This is a genomic window from Pseudonocardia sp. NPDC049154, from assembly GCF_040648315.1.
Lineage (GTDB): Bacteria > Actinomycetota > Actinomycetes > Mycobacteriales > Pseudonocardiaceae > Pseudonocardia.
On record NZ_JBEZDN010000052.1, the window covers coordinates 1 to 17,425 of the forward strand.

Genomic DNA, 17,425 nt, shown 5'->3' on the forward strand with positions numbered 1-17,425 from the left:
GGTACTCGTCAAGATCACGCGGTGGCCGTCTCACGTCACGACGCCACGCCGCTCACCAGCGAGGGACTCGTACACCACCCCCGAGGACGCAGCCCCCCGCCTGCAGCGCGGTCCCCTGCAGAGCGGCGGGGTCGCCACGGTGCTCAGCTCATCGGATCGCCTGCGGCCGTGCCATTCGATCGGATCGCCGAGCAGGCCGCCTCGGAGGATCGGCACGGGGCAACACCTAGCTGCAGTTCCTGCTCGCCGGCGGCCTACGGCCGGCCGCCGCTCGGCGTGGTCGGCGTACCAGCCCGCTGCGCGCCGACTTCCCGATCTCGACGGCGGCCTCCACCGCGGCGTCGTCGTGCGCGGGGGCGGTCGACGAGCGAGCTACCCGCGGGATCGACGGTCTCGATGAGGATGGTCAGGTATCCACCCGGTCGGGGGTGCGGACCTCTCCGGTGGTGCTGGCGGCGGACCCGACCCGCCGGGCCAGCACGAGGCCGCAGGCCAAGGGTGACCGCCAGGATCGCCACAACGTAGACCGAGACGGAGGGCCCCCCGGGTGCTCCTGCCCGCGGCGGCTCGAAGAGGACCAGCGTGCCGACGAGTCCGCGCTTCTCGGCGTAGGCCAGCGTGCAGAGCGCGCCGTAGGAGTGCCCGAGCAGGTGGGCCCCCGGCCCGGCCACCGCTATCATCGCCGCGATGTCCGCGACCTCCGTCCCGAGGTCGTACGCCGGCCGCGGCATCCCCGCTGCAACCCCGGCCGCGGCGGTCGAAGGCGTAGCAGGTGAAGTGCTCGGCCAGGTGCTCGGTGGCCGGGATCCACTGCTCCGCGGCCGAGACGCTACCGTGCGTGATGACGAGCGCAGGCCCCGACCCTCGGCGGAAGTAGCCGAGGACGGTGCCGTCCGCCGAGGTCGTGGAGTCGAACGTGAGATCGGACATCGGCCCTCCGTCGGGTCGATCAGGGGGGGTCGTCGGGGCTCAGAGCCAGCGTGGGAGCGCGGGCCGGTCGGGGCCCGAGACGCGACCGGTGAGCCACCCCGCGAGCTCCGCGGCGGGCGCGGCGACCGTCTCGCGGGCGTCCGGGGCGCCGAGGGTCCAGGTCCGGTCCCGGTCCGTCGGGGCCAGCAGGAGGGCGGCGCAGTCCTCCTTGCCGGAGAGGGCCGCGCTCACGTCGTCGAGCAGGAGGTCGACGACGTCCGCGGGCAGGTCCTCCACGCCGGCTCCAAGGTCGACCGCGTGCAGCCAGACCTCGCGGATCCGCATCCACGGCACCTCGGCCGCGGGGATGGCCCGGCCGAGCGCGCTGCGGACCTGGGCCTGCCACTGTGCCGGGGTGAGCGCCGAGAGGTCCGCGTCCAGGGTCGCGGCGGTCGACGCGAGATCCCCGCGCAGGGTGGCCGCCGGCAGGGCGGCGGAGCTCTCGATCTCCGCCGCGCGCTGTTCGCGGTCCGCGTACATCGGCGTCTCGACACCGGTCCGGGCCCACGCGGCGAGCCTGCTCAGCGCCTCGGCGTTGCGCGCCATGTGCCCGACGACGTGCGCCCCCGTCCAGCCCGGGAGTGCGCTCGGGCCTGCGAGCTCCTCGTCGGTGAGCTTGTCCACCACCGCGAGCAGGTGCGCGGTGCCCTCGCGCATCCACGGCAGGGTGGCGGTGACGTCGTGCCGGTCGGTCATGCAGGGGCTCCGTTCAGGCGGTCGGCGATGTCGGCCCGCAGCGCCTTCTTGTCGATCTTTCCGACCTTGGTGGAGGCGATTTCCTCGACCAGCACGAGGTGCTCGGGCAGCTTGAACCGGGCGACGCCGATCGCGTCCATGGACTCGCGGATCTCCTCGAGGGTCACCGTCGCGCCCGGCCGCGGGACCACGTAGAGGCAGACCCGCTCCCCCAGCTGCGCGTCCGGCATGGCGACCGCGGCGACCTGGGCGACCGACGGCAGCTGGTAGACCAGGTTCTCGACCTCCTCGGCGGAGATCTTCTCGCCGCCGCGGTTGATCATGTCCTTGTCGCGGCCCTCGACGATCAGGTTGCCCTCGGGGGTGCGCCGGCAGATGTCGCCGGAGCGATACCAGCCGTCCTCGGTGAACGCGCGCGCGTTCTGCTCCTCGGCTCGGTAGTAGCCGCGCGGGGTGTACGGGCCGCGGGTGAGGAGAGAGCCCGGCTCGCCCTCCGGCACGTCCTTGTCCAGCTCGTCGACGAGCCGGACCTCGTCCGCGGGACACATCGGACGACCCTGCGTGGTGCAGATGAGGTCCTCGGGGTCGTCGAGTCGGGTGAAGTTCAGCAGCCCCTCCGCCATCCCGAACACCTGCTGGAGCGTGCAGCCGAGCACCGGGGTGATCTTGCGGGCCAGCTCGTCGGCCAGCCGCGCGCCGCCGACCTGCAGCACCCGCAGGCTCGCGACCTGCGCCGCGCCGTGCTCGGCGGCGTGGTCGAGCCAGCGACCGGCGACCGCGGGGACCACCGCGGTGTGGGTCACGCCCTCGGCCTCGATCGTCGCGAAGGCCCGGACGGGCTCCGGCGACGGCAGCGTGACGACCCGGCCGCCCGCCAGCAGCACCCCGAGGATGCCCGGGCAGGCCAGCGGGAAGTTGTGGCCCGCCGGGAGGCTGATCAGGTAGACGGAGTCGGCGTCGACGTCCGCCATCTCGGCGCTGCGCCGGGCGTTGTAGACGTAGTCGTCGTGCGTGCGGGCGATCAGCTTCGGCAGGCCCGTGGTCCCGCCCGAGAGCAGGAAGACCGCGACGTCGCGGCTGTGCGGCGCGAGCGCGTCGAGCCGCGCCCGGTCCGCCTCCGGATCGCCGGGACCGCACAGCTCGCGCAGGTCGATACTGCCGGGAGCCACCTCGTCCCCCGCGACGAACACGTGCCACGGTCCGTCGGCGACCTCACGGACGTCGTCGGCCAGCTCGTGAGCGAGCGTCTGGTGGTCGAAGTCCCGCATCCGGTCCGGGACCGCGATCGCGGTCGCCTCGGCGTGCCGGGCCAGGTAGGTCAGCTCGGTGCGTCGGTGGGCGGGCAGCGCCATGACCGGCACGATCCCGGCCCGGAGGCAGGCCAGGGTGAGCACCACGAACTCCCACCCGTTGCCCAGCTGGACCACGACCCGCTCGCCGGCCGCCATGCCGAGGTCGAGCAGGCGGGACGCGGCGGCGTCCGCGCGGTCGGCGAGCTCGCCGTGGGTCAGCCGCAGGCCGGTGGCGGCGTCGACGAGGGCCGGGGCGTCCGGGTGGGCGTCCGCGACCTCGCGCAGGGCCGTGCCCAGCGCCACCTCGGCCCAGTAGCCCTGGGCGACGTACTCCACGGCGAGGTCCGCAGGCCAGGGCACGGTGTGATCACTGATGGGGCTGGGCATCGCTGGCCTCCCTGGGGATGACGACGGCATCGAGGGCGACCAGGCCGGTCGCGGTGAGACGGAGCGGGTTGACCTCGATCTCGTCGAGGTCGGGGTTGGCCACGAGCAGGTCACCCAGCGCCGCGACGACCCGGCCGAGCTCGGCGGGCTCGAGCACGGGGCCGCCGCGCCACCCGTCGAGCAGTGCCTGCCCGGCCAGCTCGGTCGACATAGCGCCGGCCTCCTCCGGGGCCACCGGCGCGAGCCGGATCGCGACGTCGGCGAGGGCCTCGGCGGTGGTGCCGCCCAGGCCGAGCAGCAGGATCGGCCCGAACACCGGGTCGCGGCGGGCGCCGAGCACCAGGTCGACGCCGCCGGAGGCCATGGACTCGACGAGGTAGCGCTGAGCGTCGACGGCGTCCAGGGCGTCGAGGGCGCTGTCGAGCTCGTCCGCGCTACGGATCCCGAGGTGGACGCCGCCGATCTCGGTCTTGTGCAGGATCGCGGCGTCGAGGATCTTCACCGCGACCGGCCCGCCGAGCTCGGCGAGGGCGGTGTGCGCCTCCGCCCGCGACGCGCACACCCGGCGCGGGGTGGTCCCGACGCCGATCCGGTCGAGGAGGCTCTTGGCCTGGTCCTCGTCGTGCGGGCCGTGGATCCCGGTCGGCGCCGCGGACGGCGTCGGAGCCGCCGTGGACCGCTCTCGGGCGCGGGCATCGGCGAGCAGCGCCCCGGTCGCCGCGGCGACGCCACGGGGGTCGTTCGCCACCGCGATCCCGGCCGCGAGCAGGTCACGACGCTGGGCGACGACGTCCTCGCCGGTGCCGCCGAGGCCGAAGACGACCGGGACCTCGGGGACCCGGCCCTCCTCGGCGGCCGCGACGAGGTCGACCGCGTCCGGTTCGTAGAGGGCGTACGCGGCGACGACGTCCACCTGGGGGTCCGAGGCGACGGCGTGGAAGATCCGGCCGAGCTCGGGGCCGGGCCTGCCCGTGTCGACCGGGTTGGCCTGGAAGGTCAGCGGGGGCAGCAGGGTGCCCAGCGTGTCCTGGGTGGTTCCGGTCAGCTCGGGCACCCGCGCCCGGCGACCGCGAAGGTCGTCGAGCAGCAGCAGACCCGGCCCGGCCTGGGCGGTCACCACCCCGACGCCTGCCTCTCGCGCTGGCCGGGCGCGGGTCACCGACAGCGCCCCGACCGCGTCGACGAGCTCGCGCTCGTCGTCCACGGTCACCGCACCGGCCTGCGCCAGCGCGGCGCGGGTCGTGCGCCAGGAGGTGGCCAGCGCGCCGGTGTGCGACGCGGCGAAGGCCCCGATGTCGTGGCGCCCCACGACCAGGGCCACCACCGGCCGCTCCGCGGACAGCCTCCGGACCGCCTCGACGAGCCGGGGCCCGTCGGCGACGGACTCGATGTGCAGCGCGACCGCCCCGGTGCCCGGGTCCACCGCGAGGTGGTCCAGCACGTCAGGGGCGGAGACGTCGACGGCGTTGCCCAGGCCCACCGCCAGGCTGACCCCGTGCCCGGCCTCGGTGAGCAGGAACGACAGCGCGTGGTTGACCCCGCCGCTGGCCGCCACCACGGCGACCCGCCCGGGCCGCACCTGGGTCACGCCGGGCACGAAGCTGGCCGTGACCCCAACGTGGGGGGCGAGGAAGCCGCTGGTGTTGGGGCCGAGCAGGCGAATGCCCGTCTCGGCTGCGACGGCGGCGAGATCGTCCTGGTAGCCGATGCCGGGTCCGCCGGCCTCGGCGAACCCGCCACCGCAGATCACCGCGGCGCCCGCGCCCGCGGCGGCCGCCTCGGCCACCACCGACACGCTCGCGGCGGCCGGGACACAGACCACGGCGAGGTCGACCGGGCCGTGCTCAGCGGCCGCGGCCACGCTCGGGTACATCGTGTCGTCGCGGGAGTTCACCAGGGCGAGGTGTCCCCCGCGCTCGGCGAAGCCGCTCAGCGAGCGCGCCATCGTCGCGCCGAGCTTGGCGGGGTTGCGGGAGGCGCCGACGACGGCGATCCCCTTCGGTGCGAACAGCGCGTTGAGATCGGTTCGGGTCATGCGGGCACTCCCACCAGGTCGGCACGGCCGGAGAGGACGGTGGTGACCGCGCGGTCCCGCAGTCCCTCCTCGCCGTCGACGTCCACCAGCAGCGCGGGCAGCCGGTCGTGCATGCGGGCCTGCTCGCAGACCAGGGTGCGGGTCAACGCGGTGCCGCCCGCCACGGCGACCAGCACCGGCGCCCGGTCCCCGAGCGCGGCCCAGCCGCGGAGCCGCTCGAAGACCGCGGAGAGGCCCTCCTCGTTCTCAGGGGCCCCCAGGCGCGCCACCCACGGACCGTCCTGCGGCTCGTCGGCGAAGGGCAGGTCGTCCGCGACCGCGGTGTCCGACAGGCGCACCAGGCGGCCCGGGCTGGACCAACTACCGTGCTCGAACGGGGTCTCGAGCGGCTCCGCGCCGTGGGCGTCGACCCAGCCGCGGTGGCTGGCCTCGACGAACTCGGGGGCCCGCCGCGCCAGCCGAGCGTCGGAGATGCTGCGGGACAGGAAGTGGTAGGCGAACTGCCAGGGCTCGAACTCGTCGTGGTAGCGCCCGAAGTGCTCCCACCAGGCCAGGCTCGGCCGGGCCGAGTTCTGGATCTTCCGCACGGACGGCTGGGCCGCCTGCTCGTAGTCGGCGAGCGCCGCGCCCAGGTCAGCAGGCGACGCGGCGACCGCGCGGGCCAGCTCGACCGCGTCCTCCATGGCCATCTTCGTGCCCGAGCCCACCGAGAAGTGAGCGGTGTGCACGGCGTCGCCGAGGAAGGCGACCGGGCGCGGGCTCAGCGTGTGCCAGCGCCGGGTGCGACGGGTGCGGAAGTTGCCCCAGCGGGAGTTGTTGGTCAGCAGCCGCTTGCCGTCGATCTGGTCGGCGAACAGCTTCTCCAGGTAGTCCTTGGTGACCATGTCGCTGGCCCCGGGGGGCTGGGTCACGTCGAACTCGTCGAGCCCGGCGCGGCGCCACGACGCCTCGTCGGTCTCGACGATGAAGGTGGAGACCTCGTCGGAGATCGGGTAGCCGTGCACCGCGAAGACGCCGTCGGGGCTGCGCTCGTGGACGAACGTCAGGCCGTCGAACAGGTAGTCCGTGCCGAACCAGATGAACTTCGCCGTGGCCGTCTCCACCTCGACGCCGAGGTCGGCCTCCAACTGCTCCCGGATCCGGGAGCCCGTGCCGTCCGCAGCGACCACCAGGTCGTAGTCGTCGAGGTCGGCGAGGGTGACCTCGGTGGAGAAGCGCAGGTCCGCGCCCACGTCCCGGGCGCGGGCCTGCATGAGCGCCAGCAGGGTCTTGCGCACCACCGCGGCCATGCCGTTCCCACCGCAGCGGATCCGCTCGCCCTTCAGGCGCACCTCGATCTCGTCCCAGTGCTTGCCGTGCTCGGTCAGGGCCTGGCGCAGCACGGGATCGGCCTCGTGGATCCCGGCGAGGGTGCGGTCGGAGAAGACCACGCCGAAGCCGAACGTGTCGTCGGCGCGGTTCCGCTCGAAGACGGTGACCTCGATCGACGGGTCGGCCCGGCGCAGCAGGGTGGCGAAGAACAGCCCGCCCGGGCCGCCCCCCGCGACGGCGATCCGCATGCCTCAGGCCCCCTTGACGACGGTGTTGCGCAGCTCGCCGACGCCCTCGACGCGGGTGACCAGCTCCGAGCCCTCGGCCAGGTAGCGCGGGGGCTTGCGGGCGTGCCCGACCCCGCCCGGGGTGCCGGTGGCGATGATGTCCCCGGGCACCAGCGTGATCACCTGGGAGATGTAGGCGACGAGGTCGGCCGGGGAGAACACGAGGTCCGAGGTGTCGGCCTTCTGCACCACGTCGCCGTCGACCTCGCAGGAGATCTCCCCCGGCTCGGCGTCGGTCACCAGCCATGGGCCGACCGGCGTGCTGCGCTCGAAGGTCTTGCCCTGCAACCACTCGACCGACCGGTACTGGAAGTCCCGGGCGGTCACGTCGTTGACCACCGTGTAGCCGGCGATCGCCGCGGCCGCCTGCTCCGGGGTGGCGTGCCGGACCTCGGCACCGATCACCACGCCGAGCTCGGCCTCCCAGTCCACCTGCTCCGACCCCGCCGGCAGCTCGACCGGGTCGTATGCGCCGACCAGCGCCCGGGCGAACTTCGCGAACAGGGTCGGGTACTCCGGCAGCTCGCGGCCCATCTCCAGGATGTGCGTGCGGTAGTTCAGCCCGACGCAGAACACCTTCTCCGGCCGCGGGACCAGCGTGGCGTAGTCCAGTCCGGCCAGGTCGTGCCGGGTGCCCGACGCCGACTCCGCGGCGGTGCGCCAGTCAGGGCGGGCCAGGAACTCGCCGAGGTCGGCGGCGCCCAGCTCGACGGCCCCGTCGCCGTCGATGCGGACGGCAGCGGTGCCGCTGGGGGTGCGGATGGTCGCGAGCTTCACGAACGGTCCTCTCGGGAGGTACGGGCGAGGCCGAGGGCCTCGAAGACGGGGGCGTCGGAGTAGGCGAAGGCGTCCAGCCCCGAGGAGCCGGCGTCGAAGGCGAGCCCGGCCCAGGACGGGACGCAGAACAGGTCACCCTTGCCGACCTCGTAGCGCTCGTCGCCGACCGTGACGACGCCGGAACCCTCGAAGATCTGCCACACGGACGAGCCCGCGGTGCGGGTCAGCGCCGTCGAGGTGCCCGCCCGCAGGCGGTGCATCTCGCAGCGCATGGTGGACAGGCAGTCCCCGGCCGTGGCCGGGTTGGTGAACCGGACGACGGCGTGCCCGGGCTCGACGACGCCGGGGTGCCCCTCGGCCTCGAGCTCGAGCTGCGCGGTCAGGGCGGCGTCGGTGTGCTCCCAGCGGTACGCCATCAGCGGCGACGCCTTCGGGGCGGACGCGCCGACCGGGGCGAGCCCGGGGTGGCCCCAGAGCCGCTCGTTGCGCGAGACCGCCGGGGTCTCCTTCGTCGACAGCATGTCCGGGCCGAACTCGAAGAACCCGGCGTCGAGCGTGCGGACCAGCGGGATGTCCAGGCCGTCGATCCAGGCCATCGGGTGGTCAGTGGTGTTGTGGTGCTCGTGGAAGTGCATCCCCGGGGTGAGCAGCAGGTCCCCGCGGCGCATCGCCACCGGGTCGCCCTCGACGTTGGTCCACACCCCCTCGCCCTCGACGACGAACCGGAAGGCCGTCTGCACGTGCCGGTGCGCCGGCGCCTCCTCGCGCGGGCCGAGGTACTGGATCGCCGCCCACAGCGTCGGGGTGGCGTAGGGGGTGCCCGGCAGGCCGGGGTTGGCGAGCGCGATCGCGCGCCGCTCCCCGCCGCGGCCGACCGGGACGAGCTCGCCCGCCTTCTCCGCCAGCGGGAGCAGGGTCGACCAGCGCCAGAGGAACGGCACCGAGTCCGGACGCGGGCTCGTGGGCATCAGCCCGCCGATCTGCGTCCAGAGCGGCTTCATGTGGGCCGCCTCGAAGTCGCTGTACAGCTCGTCGAGCTGCTTCTGCTCCTCCGGGGTGATCTCCGGAACCGTCGCGGTCATGCGGTCGTCTCCTCCTTCGTCGTACCCGAGGTCGTCGGGTCGTCGGATGTGCTGCCGGTCGTCGTGCCCGTGGGGCGTCGGCGGGGGATCAGGGCGATCAGGACGGCCCCCGCGAGCGCCGGCACGGCGAACCCGTAGAAGTTCCACTCGAAGCCGATGCCGGAGGCCAGGACCCAGCCGCCGAACAGCGGTCCGACGATCGCCCCGGCTCGCCCGACCCCGAGCGCCTACCCGAGGGCGGTCGCCCGGATCGAGGCCGGGTAGTGCACGGCCACGTACCCGTTCACCAGGATCTGGGTACCCACACTGCCGAGTCCGGCCACGGCCACCGCGACCATCAGCAGGCCCGTGTCGACCCGCTGGCTCAGCACCAGCAGGCACAGCGTGGCGAGCAGGAACGCCCCGACGGTGACCGGCTTGGGGCCGAACCGGTCCGCCAGCAGCGACGCGATCACCGCCCCGACGATCGCGCCGAGGTTCAGCACGAGCAGGAACGTGAACGCCGAGCCGAGCGGGTAACCCGCCTGCCGCATGATCTGCGGCAGCCAGGTGTTGAGGCCGTAGACGAGCAGCAGGCCGCAGAAGCTCGCGGCACCGAACAGCAGGGTGGCGCCGAGCATCCCCTTGCGGAACAACGCCTTCGGACCGGCGGCCCCCGCGGCGGCGGCGCGCTCCTCGCGGAGTGCGGGCAGGTCGACGCCGTAGCGGGCGGCGAGCGTCTCGGCCTCGTCGTCGCGCCCCTTCGCCAGCAGGTACCCGACCGACTCGGGCAGGAACCGCCAGGCCAGGGGGAGCACGATGAGCAGCGGTGCGGCGCCGATGGCCAGCAGCGGGCGCCACCCGTGGTCGGCCACCAGCGACAGGGCCAGGACCGCGGCGAGCACCCCGCCGACGGAGTAGCCGGCGAACATCAGCGCGTTGTAGAGCTGCCGACGGCCGCGCGGGGCGTACTCCACCGTCAGCGCGATCGCCGAGGGGATGACGCCGCCGAGACCGAGGCCAGCCAGGAAGCGGAACAGCCCGAGCAGCTCCGGGTTGGGGGCGAGCGAGCAGACGATCATCAGCAGCGAGAACCAGGTGATGCCGATCAGCATGATCCGGCGCCTGCCGAGGGCGTCGGTGATCGCCCCCGCGCCCAGCGCGCCGATCAGCATGCCCGCAAGGGCGTAGCTGCCGATGGCGCCCGCCTCCGCGGGCCCGAGGTCCCAGCCCGGTTCGGCCAGCAGGCTCGGCACGACCGAGCCGTACACGATCAGGTCGTAGCCGTCGAAGACGATGGTCAGGAAGCACAACGCGATCACGATGAGCCCGGACCGGGTCGCCGGCTTCGTCGTCCCTGACACGAGCACCACGCTCCTCGTTGCGATGCGCACGACGCCGCCATGGCGAGTACACCGACAAGTTACAACGTGGTACCGACGACCGTCTAGTTAGTGACACACTTTGAGCGCGTGATCACCCTGCTCGCTCGTCCAGGAGCGTCGAACCCGTCAGCGCGTCCACGCAGGCCTCCGCAGGCCCCCGCAGAAGGCCGTGCGCCTCGATGAACACGTCGTGCGCGACGCGCCCGTTCCAGCCCTCCGGCAGCAGCTCGGGCGGCAGGTCGGGATCCCGGAACGGGAAGCTCCGGTACTCGTGGATCAGGCACATCCGCTCGGCGAGCGCCTCCGCCCCTTGCAGCTCCCCTGCGCGGTAGGCCGCCAGGCGGGGCCGGTAGGTCGCGAGGAAGTCGACGTAGGCACGGTTCAGCTCACCCAGATCCCAGGAGCGCGACGCGATGCCACGATCCTCCACTGCGCCGCTCGTTCGAGAGCGGAACACATCCAGGCGTACTGCAGGCTCCTCCGCGAATGCCTCCTTGACCAGCCCGACCCGGTCGTGCGGACTGAGCCAGACCGAGGACGACAACGGGCCGAAACCGAACCAGGCGAGCTTCTTGCGGAGCTGTTCACGCAGGCCTCGCTCGGACTCCGGGACCGAGTAGATGACCATGTGCCACTGCCCGTCCCATGGCCCTTGGGCGCGATGGAAGATCCGCTCGCGCCCCTCGTCGAGCAGCGCCCAGGCCGCGTCGGTCAGCGCGTACACGGTCTCGCGTCCCTCACGACGGCTGGACAGCCAGCCGTCCTTGCGCAGCCGGGCGACGACGACGCGCACGGTCGGCCCAGGGACGTCGAAGCAGCCCATCAGCGACACGAGGCTGCGCAGCCGCGCCTCTCCACCGCGGTACCGCAGGTAGTCACCGAACAGGTCGAAGACCAGTGACCGCGCCTTCACGACGTCACCTCCTCCGTCGACCGAGGCGGCCGACGACGCCCACAGAGTTTCATCCCGTCGCTCGGAGCGAGGTGTCCCATCCTTCGCGGGGCGCGTCGCCAGCTCGTCGACCGACGCGTGATTGACACGCAAGGAGCCCGGCGCCATGATGGCCGTGCGACTGGTCTCGCGACGGCCGTTCGATCTGTGTTGCACATCAGAGTCGCTGTCGCGGGTCCCACCGCTGTTCCGCGGCCACCCCACGCGGCGTCTTCACCGGCAACAACCTGGTTCACCGGCGGCACCGCGACCGCCCAGCGCCGCACACGCGGCCTTCCCGGCTACCGGGTGGGACAACGGCTACTACGTGCTCCCGCACGTGGTGCGCAACGTCGAGCACACCGCGCCGGTCTCCTGCGAGGAGCAGTTCGGCCCGGTGGTTCCGCTCATCGCCTACGACGACGAGCAGCAGGTCCTCGACTGGGCCAACGACAGCGACTACGGCCTGGGGTCCTCGGTCTGGACCTCCGACCCAGATCGCGGCCTGGCCTTCGCACGCAAGGTCGAGGCCGGCAGCACGTTCATCAATACCATCAAGCAGAGCGGTATTGGGCGCGAGTTCGGCGACGCCGGGCTGTCCGAGTACGTCGAGGAGCACTCGATCCGTAGGCTCAAGTGAGCCCCGGCGGGGCGGCCGGACCGGTCGCCCCGCCCATCGAGGCAGCCGGTCGGGGTCGGGGTCGATCGACATGCCATTCCAGCAGGTCGAACCATAGGAGACATCGATGACCACCATCACCGCCGCCGTCGCCCGTGAGCACCACGCGCCGCTGACGCTGGAGCAGCTCGAGCTCGACGCGCCCCGCGCGAACGAGGCCCGCGTCCGCATGGTCGCCACCGGCATCTGCCACACCGACGCCATCGTCCGCGACGGCGTGTATCCCAGCCCGCTGCCCGCCGTGCTCGGCCACGAGGGCGCCGGGATCGTCGAGGAGGTGGGTGCGGACGTCACCACGGTCGTGCCGGGCGACCACGTCGTCCTCTCCGCCGCGTACTGCACCCACTGCCTGGAGCGCCGCGCCGGACGGATGGCCTACTGCGAGAATCTGTTCGCCGAGGCCTTCGGCGGCCGGCGCCACGACGGGTCCACCTCTCTGACGACGTCGTCGGGCGAGAGCATCTCGTCCCACTTCTTCGGGCAGTCGACCTTCGCCACCCACGCCAACGTTGTGGAGAGCAGCATCATCAAGGTCGACCCAGCCGCCCCGCTGGAGGTCCTGGCCCCTCTCGGTTGCGGCATGCAGACGGGCGCGGGATCGATCCTCAACGACCTGCGGCCGCCGGCGGGCTCGTCCATCGCGGTGTCAGGCGCCGGTGCGGTGGGGCTGGCCGCGGTCATGGCGGCCCGGGTGATCGGCTGTACCACGATCGTCGCGGTCGACCTGCACGACTCGCGTCTCGAGCTCGCCCGCGAGCTCGGCGCGACCCACACGGTCAAGGCGGGCAGCGACAGCACGCTCGACGAGCTGATGGCCGCGAGCGATGGGCGGGGGCTGGACTACATCCTCGTCACCACCGCGATCCCCAGCGTGTTGACCAACGCGGCGCAGGCGCTGGCGATCCGGGGGACCCTGGCGCTGGTCGGCGCGGGCGCGCCCGGCACCGAGACGACGTTCGAGACGGGCGCGTCGCTGGTCAAGGGCTGGACGTTCAAGACCATCATCCAGGGCAGCTCGGTCCCCCAGCAGTTCATCCCGCGCCTGGTCGCGCCGTGGGAGCAGGGCCGCTTCCCGTTCGACAAGCTCGTCAAGACCTACAAGCTGGACGACATCAACACCGCGTTCGCCGACTCCGCGTCGGGGGCGACGGTGAAGCCGGTCGTCGTCTTCTGACGACGCGTCGGTGGGCCGGCCGTCGACGTCAAAACTCTTTACGCCGCGACGCGGCTCGCGGCGGACACCATCCCATGTGCTCGGGCCCGGGCGCGTCTCGTCACGACCGGTTCGACATAGACGGACGGACACGCCGTCCCGCCGGGCGCATCCCCGCGTGGCGGCCCCGTCGTGAACAGCAATAACGGGAGGCCTTGCAAGACATGGCAGATCTGACCGGGAAGGTCGCATTCATCAAGGGGGCGGCGCGCGGGCAGGGCCGGGCGCACGCCATCGAGCTGGCCAAGGCCGGCGCCGACATCATCGCCCTCGACGTCTCCGACGCGAATGCCGCCTTCGGCCTGGGCTACCCGCTCGGGACGGCGGAGGAGCTCGCCGGAACCGCCAAGGAGATCGAGGCGCTCGACCGGCGCGTCGTGACGGCGGCGGTGGACGTCCGCAACGCCGAGGCGCTGACGGAGGCCCTGCAGAGCGGGTGAGCGAGCTCGGCAGGCTCGACATCGTCGTCGCGAACGCGGGCATCGCGCCCGGACCGATCCCCATCCAGGACACCACTCTGGAGGGCTGGCAGCAGGTCCTGGACGTCAACTTGACGGGTGTGTTCAACACCTGCAAGGCCGCCATCCCGCACCTGATCGACGCCGGTGGCGGGGCGATGGTCCTGACCAGCTCGATCGCCTCGATGTACACCCACGCCGGCCTCGGCTCCTACACCGTGGCCAAGAGCGGTGTGGTCGCGCTGATGAAGACGCTGGCCAAGGAGCTCGCCCCCCACTCGATCCGGGTGAACACGATCCACCCCTCGCAGGTGGACACTCCGATGATCATGAACGACGAGCTGTTCCGGATTTTCCGTCCGGACGTCGAGAACCCGACCAAGGCGGACTTCGAGGAGGCCTCGCAGGGGCTGCACGCGCTGCCCCTGACCGTATCCAGCCCCGGGACATCGCCCGGGCGGTGCTCTTCCTCGTCTCCGACGACGCGAAGTCCATCACCGGGGTGAGCCTGCCGCTCGACGCCGGGATGCTCGTGAAGTAGCCCGCTCCCCGCGGGTCCGTCGAGGCCCCCGCGCCGCGGCACGGCAGCACTGCCGCCCGCGGCCCGGGGGCCTCGCGCCGTTCCAAACCGCATCGCCGCGTCAAGAACTTTGACGCCCCAACCCGTCCGCGGCGGGGCACCATCCTCCTGCTCGCATCCGAGCCCGTCCCCACCCGACCGGTCGTCCGGCTCGACCGGGGACATCCGATCGTCCGACAGGAGAACGGTCAACGATGACCACGATCCAATACGAGGAGACGTCCGCCGCACGCGGGTCCGCCCCGCGCACCCTCCCCTGGTACGCCTTCGGCCTCGCCAACCTCGCCGTCGTCTTCGTCCTGAGCCTGGGGACCTGGTCCCTGCTCGTCGATCCCGAGTGGAGCCCGCTCGGGATCTACCCGCAACCGTTCCTGGCGCTGGTCTTCTGGGGCCTAATCGCGGTCGTGTGGCTCGGCTTCAACCTGGAGTGGCACGGGTTCGACCGCCTGCGCCAACCGTGGCGGGGACTGGCGTTGATCCTGACGGCCTGCGCGCTCGCCCTCGGCATCACGGTGCGTTCGCGCTCGGCTACGGCGCCCTCGACCCGACCTTCGCGGGCGGGCGGGCGGAGGGGACCGGCTACCTCGCCGGGGCGCTGTGGGTCCTGTTCGGCTTCTTCTTCTACGTGATGAGCGTGGTGAACTGGGGGAACCGGCCGTGGACCAAGTCCGGGCTGCCCCAGCCCTGGCTCGGGTTCGGCCAGATCAGCATGCTGATCCTGCCGAGCACGGTGCTGTTCCTCGTCCTCGCCGTGCCCGCGGTCGCGGAGTGGGGCGCCGACACGGCGATCCTCGATGCGAACACCCTCATCGGCTGGTTTACTGCATGATCATCGCGGTGGTCGTGACCGGTCTGCTGACCGAAAACTGGCCGTGGCGGCTGGCCGGGACGCCCGGGCGGGTGGCGCTCGCCTCCACCCTCGGCAACGTCCTGCTCGGCACCGGCATCTTCTTCGCCCTGCGCCCGCTCACGGAGCTGCTCCTCGGCCCCGCGGACGTCGCCGCCCTCGGTCCTGCGGCCGTGAGCTTCACCGCGCAGCTCGGCGTGTGCTGGGTGTTCTGGATGATCCTGTGGCAGAACTGCTTCGCCAACAAGCCCGACGGGCTGCCCGCCCCCGGCCGCTACGCCGCCCGCATCATCATCACGCTGCTGCTCGGGATCGGCACCTTCTTCCTCTACTTCCACGTCCTGGCGGGCGGCCTGCTCCACGAGCCGCCGATGACCGAGAACATTGACGGCAACGCCCTGGGCTGGATGGACGGGATGGTGTTGTGGACGCTCTTCTACGTCCTGTGCCTGCAGTCGTGGGGACTCCCGAAGCCCGCCACGGCGTGAGGAGTCGTGCCGGGTCATGGCAGGGCGAGGTACCGGCCACCTCAGAGGTCGAGCTGCAGGCGCTCGCCCCGGCAGCGCGACACGCACACGCACATCCGGTCGCCCTCCGCCTTCTCCTCATCGGTGAGGTAGTCGTCGCGGTGGTCGACGTCGCCGGCCAGGACAGGGGTCACGCAGGTGCCGCAGATCCCCTGTTCGCACGAGTAGTCGATCTCGATCCCCGCGCGGCCGAGAGCATCCAGCACGCTCTCGGCCGCGCCGACCTCGACCGCGATGCCCGACCTGGCGAGCTCGACCCGGAACCCCGACGCCCCGACCTCGACCGGGGCTGCGGAGAACCGCTCCTCGTGGAGCTGCTCGGCAGCCCAGCCTGCCCCCTGCGCCACCGCTCGCACGGCGTCCATCAGCGGCCCGGGTCCGCAGGTGTAGACGTGCACCCCGGCCGTCGGCTCGCGCAGCACGGCCCGCAGCACGGCGCAGGTGCCGTCGGGGTCGAGCCCGACGTGCGGGTACGCCGCCCCTCTCCACGGTCCCTCGGTGATGACCTCGCGGAATGCCATGTGGGCCTCGGACCGGGCGAAGTAGTGCAGCTCGAAGCCCGCGCCGCGCCGGGCCAGGTGCCGGGCCATGGCGAGCACGGGGGTGATGCCGATGCCCCCGGCGACCAGCACGTGGCGACGCGCCTCCTCGACGAGACCGAAGGCGTTCCGCGGAGCGCCGATCTCGAGGACGTCGCCCTCCTCGACCCGGTGCATCGCCGCCGAGCCCCCACGTGACCCGGCCTCGAGCTTGACCGCGATCACGTGGTCGTCGGGGTCGCAGAGCGAGTACTGGCGGATCGGGCCGCCCGGGGTCTGCACGTCCACGTGGCTGCCCGGGGTCGCCGGGGGGAGGCGGTCCCCGTCGAGCCCGACGAGGCGGAAGGACCGGACGCCCTCCGCCTCGTCGACGATCCGGTCGACCCGAACCTTCCGGAGGGGCTCAGGCATCCCTGCGCTCCGCGGCGATCAACCCGTCCATGATGCGGTGCCACCGCACCACGCCGGAGTCGGTCTCGAGGAGCACCGGCCTGGTGGGCGCACCCTCCGCTCGGGCGAACGCGGCGATGGTCGCGTGCTGTGCCCGGATCATGGGCTCGTCCTGCTCCTCGAACGCGAACCGGCGCATGTCGGAGATCTTCAGGCGCATCTCGTCGGACTCGGTCCCCGGCCGGACCCCCCAGCGCGAGGCCGTCGTGAAGTAGTGGGTCGTGGTGCTGGTCTCGGGCGTGAGGATGTGGGTGCCGAAGTAGCCCACGCCCTCCTCCCGCGGCCTGCCCGGGGCGGTCACGCCGACGTCGAGCAGCAGGTGGGAGGGCGGGTCCCAGCGGAAGTCCGTCCAGGTGTCGACCGGCGCGCCGTCGTTGTGGAAGAGCATGTCGAACATGCCCGGCGGCGGCACCGACTCCGACGAGCGGATGACGTTGATCGTGGTGCCGACCTGCGTGACCTCGGTCGCGGTGTCCAGCATGCCCTCATTGCCGAGGATGCCGTCGTGCAGGAAGCTCGTGTGGCTGCAATCGAGCAGGTTGTCGACGATCAGGTCGTAGGGCACGTCCATCACGAGGTGGTCGCGACGCGTGGTGGTGTCGTCCGTGTCGAGCCGGGAGAAGTCGGGGATCATCGACGGGTCGGGTTCCCGGTCCCCCGCCCACAGCCAGACGGCGCCGTGGCGCTCCACGACGGGATGGCGCCTCACGGTCGCCGCGCGCGGGATCCTGCCCGCGCCGTGCGGGTTGCGGATGCACGTGCCGGTGGTGTCGAACTCGAGCCCATGGTAGCCGCAGGCGATCGTGCGCCCGTCGAACCGCCCCCGCGACAGCGGAGCGAAGCGGTGCGGGCAGCGGTCGTCCAGGGCGACGAGGTCGCCCTCGGCGCCGCGGAGCAGCACCAGCGGCCGCTCCAGCACCGTCCGGCCGAGCAGCTCATTGGGCTTGACGTCGCCGGACCAGGCGACGAGGTACCACGCGTTGCGTAGGAACTCCATGATC

At 72.5% G+C, this 17,425-nt stretch carries 16 protein-coding genes; 6 read left to right on the forward strand and 10 right to left on the reverse strand.

Annotated elements, in window-relative coordinates:
• Positions 1-969 precede the first annotated feature (969 nt).
• The 8 genes from AB0B41_RS23210 to AB0B41_RS23245 all read right to left on the reverse strand — a co-directional run bounded on the left by AB0B41_RS23210 (position 970) and on the right by AB0B41_RS23245 (position 11,260).
• Positions 970-1,665, reverse strand: coding sequence for a maleylpyruvate isomerase family mycothiol-dependent enzyme (locus AB0B41_RS23210; RefSeq protein WP_358206612.1), 696 nt, complete (start codon positions 1,663-1,665; stop codon positions 970-972).
• Complete coding sequence (locus AB0B41_RS23215) at positions 1,662-3,344, reverse strand: AMP-binding protein (protein WP_358206614.1); 1,683 nt, start codon at positions 3,342-3,344, stop codon at positions 1,662-1,664. The genes AB0B41_RS23210 and AB0B41_RS23215 overlap by 4 nt, the downstream gene beginning before the upstream one ends.
• The gene (locus tag AB0B41_RS23220; RefSeq protein ID WP_358206616.1) at positions 3,325-5,379 is read right to left on the reverse strand and encodes an acetate--CoA ligase family protein; all 2,055 of its coding nucleotides are present in this window, start codon (positions 5,377-5,379) and stop codon (positions 3,325-3,327) included. The genes AB0B41_RS23215 and AB0B41_RS23220 overlap by 20 nt, the downstream gene beginning before the upstream one ends.
• Positions 5,376-6,938, reverse strand: coding sequence for an FAD-dependent monooxygenase (locus tag AB0B41_RS23225; RefSeq protein ID WP_358206619.1), 1,563 nt, complete (start codon positions 6,936-6,938; stop codon positions 5,376-5,378). Before AB0B41_RS23225 ends, AB0B41_RS23220 begins: the two co-directional genes overlap by 4 nt.
• A gap of 3 nt (positions 6,939-6,941) precedes the next feature.
• Positions 6,942-7,754, reverse strand: a complete 813-nt coding sequence (locus tag AB0B41_RS23230) for a fumarylacetoacetate hydrolase family protein (protein WP_358206621.1) — start codon at positions 7,752-7,754, stop codon at positions 6,942-6,944.
• The gene (locus AB0B41_RS23235) at positions 7,751-8,836 is read right to left on the reverse strand and encodes a cupin domain-containing protein (protein ID WP_358206623.1); all 1,086 of its coding nucleotides are present in this window, start codon (positions 8,834-8,836) and stop codon (positions 7,751-7,753) included. The genes AB0B41_RS23230 and AB0B41_RS23235 overlap by 4 nt, the downstream gene beginning before the upstream one ends.
• Before the next feature lie 227 nt (positions 8,837-9,063).
• The gene (locus AB0B41_RS23240; protein ID WP_358206625.1) at positions 9,064-10,179 is read right to left on the reverse strand and encodes an aromatic acid/H+ symport family MFS transporter; all 1,116 of its coding nucleotides are present in this window, start codon (positions 10,177-10,179) and stop codon (positions 9,064-9,066) included.
• 112 nt (positions 10,180-10,291) lie between these two features.
• Entirely contained in the window at positions 10,292-11,260 is a 969-nt protein-coding gene (locus tag AB0B41_RS23245; RefSeq protein ID WP_358206627.1) for a PaaX family transcriptional regulator C-terminal domain-containing protein, read from the reverse strand.
• Position 11,261: 1 nt separating this feature from the next.
• Here AB0B41_RS23245 and AB0B41_RS23250 point away from each other — a divergent pair, with 1 nt between their 5' ends.
• The 6 genes from AB0B41_RS23250 (at position 11,262) to AB0B41_RS23275 (ending at position 15,396) form a co-directional block, all read left to right on the forward strand.
• Positions 11,262-11,771, forward strand: a complete 510-nt coding sequence (locus tag AB0B41_RS23250) for an aldehyde dehydrogenase family protein (protein WP_358206629.1) — start codon at positions 11,262-11,264, stop codon at positions 11,769-11,771.
• Between the two features lie 106 nt (positions 11,772-11,877).
• Complete coding sequence (locus AB0B41_RS23255; protein WP_358206632.1) at positions 11,878-12,984, forward strand: NAD(P)-dependent alcohol dehydrogenase; 1,107 nt, start codon at positions 11,878-11,880, stop codon at positions 12,982-12,984.
• Between the two features lie 203 nt (positions 12,985-13,187).
• On the forward strand, positions 13,188-13,463 hold the full coding sequence (locus AB0B41_RS23260) for a hypothetical protein (RefSeq protein ID WP_358206634.1): 276 nt from the start codon (positions 13,188-13,190) through the stop codon (positions 13,461-13,463).
• Positions 13,460-13,987: an SDR family NAD(P)-dependent oxidoreductase gene (locus AB0B41_RS23265; RefSeq protein WP_358206636.1), complete on the forward strand. Its 528-nt coding sequence runs from the start codon at positions 13,460-13,462 to the stop codon at positions 13,985-13,987. The genes AB0B41_RS23260 and AB0B41_RS23265 overlap by 4 nt, the downstream gene beginning before the upstream one ends.
• A gap of 531 nt (positions 13,988-14,518) precedes the next feature.
• Complete coding sequence (locus AB0B41_RS23270; RefSeq protein ID WP_358206638.1) at positions 14,519-14,890, forward strand: hypothetical protein; 372 nt, start codon at positions 14,519-14,521, stop codon at positions 14,888-14,890.
• Positions 14,887-15,396, forward strand: a complete 510-nt coding sequence (locus AB0B41_RS23275; protein ID WP_358206640.1) for a hypothetical protein — start codon at positions 14,887-14,889, stop codon at positions 15,394-15,396. Before AB0B41_RS23270 ends, AB0B41_RS23275 begins: the two co-directional genes overlap by 4 nt.
• A gap of 41 nt (positions 15,397-15,437) precedes the next feature.
• Here the strand turns inward: AB0B41_RS23275 and AB0B41_RS23280 are convergent, their stop codons facing one another.
• Together AB0B41_RS23280 and AB0B41_RS23285 are read right to left on the reverse strand one after the other, a co-directional pair.
• On the reverse strand, positions 15,438-16,385 hold the full coding sequence (locus tag AB0B41_RS23280) for a PDR/VanB family oxidoreductase (protein WP_358206642.1): 948 nt from the start codon (positions 16,383-16,385) through the stop codon (positions 15,438-15,440).
• Entirely contained in the window at positions 16,378-17,421 is a 1,044-nt protein-coding gene (locus AB0B41_RS23285) for an aromatic ring-hydroxylating dioxygenase subunit alpha (RefSeq protein ID WP_358206644.1), read from the reverse strand. Before AB0B41_RS23285 ends, AB0B41_RS23280 begins: the two co-directional genes overlap by 8 nt.
• Between the last annotated feature and the right edge of the window lie 4 nt (positions 17,422-17,425).